Here is a 9,513-nt window from a genome sequence, read left to right as displayed (position 1 = left end):
CACCTATGCACACACTGAAAATTACACGCCGACCAATGTTGTTCCTCACCGCGTTCTTTCTGTTCTTTGCGCCGCTTTTTGTCCAGGCAGCACCAGTTCAAGAAGAAGCGAAAGAAATCCAAGCGCATTATTCTGAACTCGATAAGGCCATTAAAGATAAAAAAATTGAGGCCATGGCCTCAGTTATAACCGAAGATTTCAAGTTTCAATCCAAAGATGGAAGATCTTTCACCAATAAGCAAACCCTGCAATTGACGGAACAAATGTTTTCCGCCCTGCAAACCGTCCACGAGTCAGTGAGCAAAGTTGAAAAAGTTGAAGAAGGTGACGATGCCACAACACTCGTTGCAACCGTGAAACAAACGCTCAAAGGAACCATTACTGGCCCCGATGGAAAACCACACGAACTGGTCGTGGTCACAGTTTCGAAAGATCACTGGGTTGATACCGAAGATGGATGGAAGATGAAGGCCAGTACCACCATTGAAGAAACTTCCACACTTGATGGAAAACCAATGCAATAACCATTTTGAGGGCGGAAGACTTCGGGCGGAAGTTTCGCAAGCTCAGGGCACAGGAAGGGATGAGGGATGAAGGATGAGGGATGAAAGAAAACCAATTCTTCAGCCCGCCTTCTTCCGCCCCAACCTGGCTTGACCATTGGCAAAATCCATGTTTTTTTGACGGCCTTTGCATACACTCCTTTTCATTCAGTTTTTTATCTTATCAGCAAAGGAACTTATCCAATGGCCGGAACTAGCCTGTTAGCCCTGATTGATGACATTGCTTCGGTACTTGACGATATTTCGGTGATGACCAAAGTCGCGGCCCAAAAAACCGCCGGTGTGTTAGGTGATGACCTGGCACTCAATGCCCAGCAGGTTACCGGAGTCCATGCCGACCGCGAACTGGCCGTGGTGTGGGCCGTGGCCGTTGGTTCGCTCAAAAATAAGGCGATTTTGGTGCCGGCGGCGCTGGCCATCAGCGCCTTTGCTCCGTGGGGCATCACGCCGCTTCTGATGATTGGTGGCGGATACCTCTGTTTTGAAGGATTTGAAAAACTGGCGCATAAGTTTCTCCACAGTCATGCTGAGGACGAAGCGCACCACACCGAACACATCACGGCCCTGGCTGACCCCGCCGTAGATATGGTGGCGATGGAAAAAGAAAAAATCGCCGGCGCCGTTCGGACAGACTTTATTTTGTCGGCTGAAATCATTGCCATTACATTGGGAACAGTCGAAAAAGTTACTTTTGGCACCCAGGTCGCGGTTCTGGTCGGAATTGCACTGATCATGACAGTTGGCGTTTACGGACTGGTCGGAGGCATTGTAAAACTTGACGACGCGGGACTCTATTTGAACAACCAATCCGGGACAATTCAGCGTCGCCTTGGGCAATGGATTTTGCTTGGCGCTCCGTACCTGATGAAAGGACTCTCGATTGCCGGCACCGCCGCGATGTTTCTGGTTGGCGGAGGCATTCTGGTCCACGGTATTCCCGGTTCACACGACCTGATTCATATCGTGGAGCATCACGCCCACAGCATTCCAGCAGTTGGAGGGACTTTGGCCAAAATCACCCCCACGCTGCTGGATGCGGTCATTGGCATCATCGCCGGGGCATTGATCCTGGCTGGGGTGAGCGTCATCGGGAAGCTGGTAAAGGGCAAGTAGGCAGAAAATCCTTCGTTCTTCAGTTGTTGTTTTCGAACAGGTTGGATCAACTTATACCAATGAGGGTTCAAAGTTCAGCGAAACACAAGGATTTTAATCGTTCAACCTTCTGCTTCTACCTGCCATCCAGGTGCATATCACCCAAAAAAAGAAATTATTGCGCCCAGTTCTCTTTGTCTTTATGATGGAGGCCATTCGATGACAATCCAGGATATGGCTTTTCAGCAGCGATGAATTCTTCGCTTTTTCACGCCATTTTCTGTAGCTGTACATCATGAATTTGTGCCACTCAAGATCATGTCGGAGGGATGTAAATGTTTATGTTGCTAGATTTATTGTCTATATGGCTCTTCCTGGAGTTAGCCATTTTTATTTTTGGGCCAATCGCAGTCAAATGGATCATCAAACTTCCAATCCAGATTAAATTCCAAAAGAGAAATATTGAAGACTTCCCAACCCAGGCTCAAGAATATATAAGAAACGTTGAGTTTAAATTAGGGTTTGAAGGGTTTACAGTCGTGGATCGCCTCCAACTATCAATCAAAATAACCTCGGGGTACCTGACGATGCTTGTCAACAGACAAACTGGAGATTTGGCACTCGTTACAGTAATGATTACAAAAGCACTGGGCGTGGTAAATGAACAGCAAAGTTACACACAATTTGTAACACATTTAAGTTCAGGTGAGTTTGTAGTCACAAGTAATTTGGAAACGCTGGGGTTATGGCTTCCTTCAATACCTGGGGGGCATGGAGTTCAGCTCCCTAAAATTCGAGATATCCAGGAACTTTATAAAAAACATTGTCAACACGTGAACCTGGTTTCTCCTCAGGATTCAAAAGGGATTGCGCCTCCACCAGGCTTTGAGGTCGAGGCATGGGAACAATTTGAAGCTGATTGGTCAGAAGGACGGATTAAGCAGGGGTATTTTTATCGAACCCGAGACCATCATCAAAAATTAACCCTGAAAGGTGCCATCTGGGCAGCCTGGGGATTGACCTGGCCAATTACTACTTTTCGGAAACACTTTGAAGGTCGAAAAACACGGCTGCAACTCAACGCCTGATTGATCACCAAGTGAAGAGGAAAGCCTATGGTACCAAATATGAGCGAAACCCAGCTACCAGATGAACTTTGTCCAATGTGTGAAAAGGAACTCTTGACCAACATCACCTGGAAAATCCCTATTTGGCTTAAAAGTGTACGACAAGCAATTCCGAACTCCAGGCGACGTTTCTTCATCGCTCCAACGCAATATTGTCTTCCTGATACCATTTATGATTCTTGTTGAGGGTCTTTTGCTCCGAAATGGCGCCCGATTAGGCGACAAATATGCCAAAACCTTTGTCGTTTGGGAAAAATACAAAGACCGTCCACCTTTTAAGTTTTATTGTAAATGAAACCAACTCCCACTCATCAAATCAGTAGGAGTTGGCCTTAACGTGTGTCAGTTGTTCCGAATTGAAAAGTTAGAAGGATGCGCTTCCTTGCAATACAAGCTGGAGGAAGGCAGCATCTGAAGAATTGACCGCCCCGTCACCACGACTGCTATTCCCATTGAGCGGATCAACGTCTCCGGCCAACAATTGATTGGCATTAAAGCTGACCTGACCCTGTATGTAAGCATTCACCAGAGTGAGATCGTTTGTCCCAACCACCCCATTCAAGGTCGTGTCTCCCCACAATACAAATTCTGGGAACGTAGCGGATGGATTCCCTGGGTTTGGAGCATTTGCCGGTATCCCAAGCGTAGTAATCGTTGACAACCCTGGCACCTGGATTGTCAGGTATCCGTTCACATTACCGATTCCAGAGCTTGAAGCTGGAACCACGACCTGGAGCGTGGTTGAATTCACATAGGTTGTCGTTGCCGCAATCATCCGGGTTCCACCGAAATACACCTGTGTTCCCGGCGCAAAATTTGTTCCAGTGATGGTCAAAGTCTTCCCTGTGTAGGATGCAACTGGATAAAACTGGCTCACGGTTGCTGATGGAGTATTTGGGGAAATCTTTGAGACAAAAGCGTCACTTGTTCCTCCCTGGTATGAACCCTGAAAGGCATTCACAGTTGGGAAAGACGTTGAATTTGTATTTCCAGTTACATAGGCATCACCATTGCTGTCAACGGCAATCGCTTTGCCTTCTCCGTCCCCGACCGTGAATGAGTAATCAAAACCACTCCCGGTCGGATTGATTTTTCGCACACCGACAACTGAAATCCCACCACACACAAAGGCAGCACCATTGCTGTCAAGCGCCACGCCTTTGCCCGAGTTGAGATCGAGATAGGTTGAATAGGCCACACCGCTCGTCCCATACCCGGTAATTTTTGTCAGGAAGCTGCTACCACTTGTAAGAAAAGGGTTTACAGTTGGGAAATCCACGGACGTTGTTGTTCCCGTCACGTATGCCGCGCCGGTGCTATCAACGGTTACCGCAAACGCACCTTCACCATTCGGACCGCTGCCACCCAGATAAGTTGAGTATTGTCGGGTGAGAACCGGAGGCTTTGGCCTTGGGTTTGGCGGCGGTGTCACCAGGGTATAAGCTGCCACAAACCCATCTGAGACACCCTGGTAAACATTTTGGTAGGGGTTGAGCAGTGGGAAATTTGGATCATCGGTCGTACCAACCACAAAAATCACACCACCAGAAGTTACAGCCACACCGTACCCATATTCCTGATAAGCGGAGGTTGCGTTCCCGATCATTTTTACCTGGCTGTTGCCACCGCTGCTGATAAATTTCAATAGATAGGCATGCGGAGACTGCAAGCTCCCTCCGGATTCCAGATTTGAGGTTGTATTTCCGGTAACAAAAATATTTCCCTGGGTATCCGCAGCAACGGCATGGGCATAATCTTCACCAACTCCGCCCAATACGGCTGAATCAACCATGGCCCCCGAGGCATTCAACTTTGAGATAAACAGGTCATTGATCCCGGCGCCTTGAATTGTGTAAGACAACGTTGTTGGGAAATTTGAGGAACTGGTATTTGAAGCCACAATCACATTTCCCGAATTATCGAGCGTAATTCCTCCTTCGCCCGTTGCTTCACCAGCCGAACCGCCCAAATACGTTGAGAAAATCAAACCATTCCCTGCTGCATTCAACTTCGTTACAAACGCATCAAGCGACCCGCTCAGCGTGCCAGAAAGGGCATTTTGGGTTGGAAAATTGGTTGAGTAGGTCCGTCCGAAAACGTGGGCCTGCCCCTGACTGTCAACCGCAATGCTATATCCTTTGTCTTCAGCACTTCCGCCAAGATAAGTTGAATACGTTAAAACCGGGTCAATCACCAATGGGTTCCGGGTGTCATAGTTCCCCACCACAAATCCAATTTGATGACTGTCCGCTGTTTTCCCAGTTTCCACACTATAGCGGCCAACCACTTCGACTCGACCCGTTTCCGATTGCTGATAAATCAAGGGAGCGTGTTGCACGATGGTTCTTCCATTGATGTCCAGCAGCAAATTACCTGCCCTGTCAACTTCAACCTTTTGGGCACCAGTCCAATTCAGACGAATTACATTTGGATCTGTCCCAGGAGCAACCACAAAATCAAACTCAAGCTGCCCCTGCTGGTCGTAATAGATCATATCAATTCCTGGATAGATCCCTTTGTATGCTACCCGGCTGTAGGTCGGAACACCTACCTGCCATTTCGTCGGGTTGCTGCCAACATAATAATTGACTTTGGCTGGTGTCTCGTTGAGTCCCGTAATCACTGAATTTGGGTTTGCTCCCACAATTTGCATCCGTACCACATCTGCTTCCATCGGTTCTGAAGCTGATGGAGCCAGATAATTCTCTGTGGCAAAAGGTTTTATTTTGGGTTTCCTGGATTTCGAGAAGACCAGCACGGCCTCGGTATCGGTCAAAAATAATGTTGACTGAGGCTGTCTGGATAAAAATTTTACGTTTTTGTCGGTCTGACCACGATTCGGTTCAAAGTACAATGGGAGTTGCCCAAAGTCTGTGCTTGCTTTAGGGTGTGAGGCTTTGAGTGATTGAGATAAGAAAAGGGGTTTAGCTTGTTCGTGATGAGTTGATGCAAACTGGGTTGCTGGTACTGAAAAACCCAGGCTGGAGACCAGCGTGAGGGCCAAAAAGAGTCGAAGAGAGGCGTGTTCTCTCTGAAATTTCATACTGTATTCTCCCTGAAGGTAATTCATAAGTGAACAAATCCGCGTGGACGGTTTTGTAGGATTGAATTGCAAGAACGTGAGTTACTCACCCGTGTAGTGCTCCAACCTTCAAATCCATTACATAAAATTTTTTCACTTATCGGCTCAATAAAGGGGTATGGATTGAAAATTTTGTCACGGACTCGATGCCTGATACAGTTTCGGTACTGGATTGGACCACTTTCAAATCATTACCTCGCAAAAGCAACCAGCTCAATCATTTAGAGCGACTGGTTTTCCCGAAAGCCCATAGCCCAAAAGAGGCTCACCTTTCCCGTGCTCCAGTCGCCCTATATTCATTCCTGCCTTAAAAACAGGATTTTTTTCACCTACCTGTGATTTTTTCATTTCCCCAGCGAATCATAGAGCAAAGACGAATTTTGATTTTTTCCGAACGCGAACCGAACTCTATGACCGCAACCGCAACCCATGACAGGTTTCTGGCACTTGTCGAAGAACACAAGAGAATCCTCTACAAAGTGGCCAATGCCTATTGTCCAAACCGCGAAGACCGCCACGACGTGATTCAGGAAATTGTGATCCAGCTTTGGCGTTCCTTTGATCGCTTCGACGGGCGATGCCGGTTTTCGACCTGGATGTACCGGATTGCCATGAATGTGGCGATTTCCTTTTATCGAAGCGAACGCAGCCGCCTTCACGATACGGTGCCGATTGAGGACTTTGTCTTTGATCTGGCCGTGGCAGATCGTGCCATGGAAGAAGCCGGTGATGACCTCCGACGGCTCAACCAGCTTATCAATCAAATGGACGAACTGAGCCGGGCGCTCATCCTGCTCTATCTCGACGGATACAGCCACGAGGAAATGGCGGCGGTCCTTGGCATTTCAACCACCAACGTCGCCACCAAAATCAACCGAATCAAACAGAAATTGCAACGTGATTTCGACGCAACGGAAAAGGTGTAACAGTAAGGAGACACTATGAATTTTGAAGATTTGCAACGTCAATGGGCAACGCTTGATAAAAAACTGGAAACCAGCATCCGGCTCAACACTGAGGTGCTCCGCCAGGGCAAACTGGAGAAGACCAAATCAGCGTTGCAGCGACTGTCGTTTTTCATTTGGGTCGAGGTGTTGCTCACCATTCCAGTAGTTCTGGTGGTAGGTTCATTTTTGGCTAATCACTGGCATGAGCCGGCATTTTTCATTCCGGGATTGACGCTCCACGTTGCCGCCATTGGTCTAATGGGTTCGTGTATTTACCAGTTGGTAACGCTTAACCAGATGGATTTTTCCGCCCCGGTTCTGACCATTCAGAAAAGACTGGAAACCCTCCGCATTCACCGGATTCGCGCAACACAGTGGACTTTTTTGCTGGCACCGCTCCTGTGGACACCGCTGCTGATTGTGGTTTTTCGAGGGCTCGGCGTAAATGCCTATGCGACGTTTGACCTGACCTGGATGGCCGCCAATTTCATCTTTGGCCTTGCGGTTGTCGTGTTAGGGATCTGGGTTTCCAAACGATATGGCCACCGGATGGCACATATCCCCTGGATTCAAAAGCTGATGAACGACCTGGCCGGAAACAACCTCAATCAGGCACTTGGGGTTCTCTCCACCCTTTCCGACTTCGAAAACGAATCCACCGGAAAGTAGCCCTCCGCCTCTGCCCTGGCCGGAGTTGAAGGCTCCGGCTTCACCAAACTTTCCCCAGAGCACAACCTGCCCTTTATTTCTCACTTCCCCAAACAGGAGGAGGTCAGGCTGTGCTTTGTCAAAATTTCATCGGAGAAACATCATGTTCAAGAAAATCATTCGCTATCTTTCACTGGCGGCGCTCAGTCTGGTTGTCGCCTGGTTTCTGGCCGCACTGGCCCTGGTGTATTGGCCGGAGCCGAAATTTACCCATCCAGCGGGTCAATCAACTGACAAACCGGTGATTTCTTCCAGTGATGGAGAAATTCACTGGTTTCGCATGCGCGATGGCGTCCGCCTGCAAAGCCGCCAATTTGCATCCGAAAGCCCGGTGACGCTGGTTTTTCTTCACGGGGTTTTGAGCAACAGCCTGGAAGGTCTCGAACTCTGTCGCCACCTTCACGCTGAAACAAAAGCAGAAGTCGTTGCCCTTGACCTTCGTGGACACGGTGACTCAGAAGGCATTCGAGGTGATATTTCCTATCTCAGTCAGTATGAAGATGATGTGGCTGATGTCATTGCCGCGATTCGGCAGCACAAAGGTGGCCAGATCATTTTGGCGGGTCACTCGATGGGTGGAGGGATTGCCATGCGATATGCCGCCGCTCGTAAGTCACCAGCAGTGGACGGCTATCTTTTGTTCGCGCCACATCTAGGTTCCAATTCCCCAACCATGCGCACCGAACCAGCAGACAAACTATCCGCCCAATTTGAAGCTCCCATCAAGCTGCACCTGCCGCGCATCATTGGGTTGCTGATGCTCAATAGCTGTGGCGTCAAATTTCTTAATGCAAAGAAAACGCTGTTCTTTAATGTTCCGGCTGAGGCTCCGATCAATGCTTACAGTTACCGAGCCATGGTAAGCATGGCTCCGGATGACTACAAATCGGCACTGACCGCCGATGATAAGCCATTGCTGGTGATAGTCGGCAAAAATGATGAAGCCTTTCAGGCTGACCAGTTTGCTGCCGTGGTCAGCCTCCATCCAAACGGAAAAACCGTTGTTATTGAAGGTGAAAGCCACGATGGAATTTTGCACAGTGCGGCAGCCGCAACGGCAGCGGCTGACTGGCTCAAATAATACCAGTCAGGGTTTAGGGTTCAGGGTTCAGAGTTCAGGGAAGTCAAACTTTTTCAGTAATTTAGCTATATTGCTACTGCCAGATGTTCATTACAAAATGGTATAACCAGGATCCTGGCGCGGGAACCACCTGGCTGATAGCGATGCTTTAACCACGTTCTTTACCCTTTAGCCCCAAGCCCCATAGGCGCCAGGATAAGAAACCCCGTGTCTTTTCCGTTGGTGTTGAACGACGCTCGTGTCGGGTTTGGATCCCGTCGTGGCCGCGACCGTGGGCTGCGCACCACGGCTATTACACGACGACCCTGCGAGCCTAAAACCTTATCCTGGCGCTTATGGCCCCAAGCCCTAAGCACCAAGCCCTGGGGTCATTACCATCCCCACGTTCCAGGCTCGCCTTTAAACGGACCGACGATTTCGCTGGTGATCCAGCCACCATAAAAATCCCCTGCCTGGGCCTGGACACGCTCTCCGTCAACCAGACAGGCTTCCATCCGGCCTGGGTAAAAAGCCAGATAGTTCTTGATTCCGGAAAAGGATGGTGTCGGGTGGGGATAGCTCCACACCGCATCGCGGGCCTCGACGCCATCCACATTCACCGTGTAGTACACCGCCTGCCCTTTCCATTCGCAGAAAGAACCCTTGGGCGATAACGACAAATATTCCATTTTCACGTCATCCATCGGAATGTACCACGTCGGCGGATGACTCGTTTCAAGCACCCGCTGGCTCCGGAGTGAATCGGCAATCAGTACGCCGTTGAAATAAACCTGAATGTGTTTTGATGAAGCTTCCAATCGTGGTGGACGTGGGTAATCCCACACCGATTCCTGCCCTGGACCAGGTTCAATTCGACGAATCGCCATAGCTCACCTCTTTTTGAATATCGAGTTTCGAATACAGCCACCACGAA

At 49.0% G+C, this 9,513-nt stretch carries 8 protein-coding genes; 6 read left to right on the top strand and 2 right to left on the bottom strand.

Features of this window, described 5'->3' with window-relative positions; genetic code table 11:
* Window positions 1-5 precede the first annotated feature (5 nt).
* The 3 genes from HY774_24875 (at window position 6) to HY774_24865 (ending at window position 2,743) form a co-directional block, all read left to right on the top strand.
* Window positions 6-524 (top strand): nuclear transport factor 2 family protein, encoded by a 519-nt coding sequence (locus tag HY774_24875; GenBank protein ID MBI4751729.1) that lies wholly within the window; start codon window positions 6-8, stop codon window positions 522-524.
* A gap of 222 nt (window positions 525-746) precedes the next feature.
* The gene (locus HY774_24870; protein ID MBI4751728.1) at window positions 747-1,676 is read left to right on the top strand and encodes a DUF808 domain-containing protein; all 930 of its coding nucleotides are present in this window, start codon (window positions 747-749) and stop codon (window positions 1,674-1,676) included.
* 314 nt (window positions 1,677-1,990) lie between these two features.
* On the top strand, window positions 1,991-2,743 hold the full coding sequence (locus HY774_24865; GenBank protein ID MBI4751727.1) for a hypothetical protein: 753 nt from the start codon (window positions 1,991-1,993) through the stop codon (window positions 2,741-2,743).
* A gap of 403 nt (window positions 2,744-3,146) precedes the next feature.
* Here HY774_24865 and HY774_24860 read toward each other — a convergent pair whose 3' ends face one another.
* A complete protein-coding gene (locus HY774_24860; protein ID MBI4751726.1) occupies window positions 3,147-5,825 on the bottom strand; it encodes an SBBP repeat-containing protein in 2,679 nt (892 codons plus the stop codon).
* A gap of 449 nt (window positions 5,826-6,274) precedes the next feature.
* Here HY774_24860 and HY774_24855 point away from each other — a divergent pair, with 449 nt between their 5' ends.
* The 3 genes from HY774_24855 to HY774_24845 all read left to right on the top strand — a co-directional run bounded on the left by HY774_24855 (window position 6,275) and on the right by HY774_24845 (window position 8,600).
* A complete protein-coding gene (locus tag HY774_24855) occupies window positions 6,275-6,790 on the top strand; it encodes a sigma-70 family RNA polymerase sigma factor (GenBank protein ID MBI4751725.1) in 516 nt (171 codons plus the stop codon).
* A gap of 15 nt (window positions 6,791-6,805) precedes the next feature.
* Window positions 6,806-7,480: a hypothetical protein gene (locus HY774_24850; GenBank protein ID MBI4751724.1), complete on the top strand. Its 675-nt coding sequence runs from the start codon at window positions 6,806-6,808 to the stop codon at window positions 7,478-7,480.
* Between the two features lie 142 nt (window positions 7,481-7,622).
* Window positions 7,623-8,600: an alpha/beta hydrolase gene (locus tag HY774_24845; GenBank protein MBI4751723.1), complete on the top strand. Its 978-nt coding sequence runs from the start codon at window positions 7,623-7,625 to the stop codon at window positions 8,598-8,600.
* A gap of 371 nt (window positions 8,601-8,971) precedes the next feature.
* Here the strand turns inward: HY774_24845 and HY774_24840 are convergent, their stop codons facing one another.
* Entirely contained in the window at window positions 8,972-9,466 is a 495-nt protein-coding gene (locus HY774_24840; GenBank protein MBI4751722.1) for a DUF427 domain-containing protein, read from the bottom strand.
* Window positions 9,467-9,513 lie beyond the last annotated feature (47 nt).

The organism is Acidobacteriota bacterium (genome assembly GCA_016208495.1).
Taxonomy (GTDB): domain Bacteria; phylum Acidobacteriota; class Blastocatellia; order Chloracidobacteriales; family Chloracidobacteriaceae; genus JACQXX01.
This window is presented reverse-complemented; position numbering and strand designations above follow the sequence as displayed.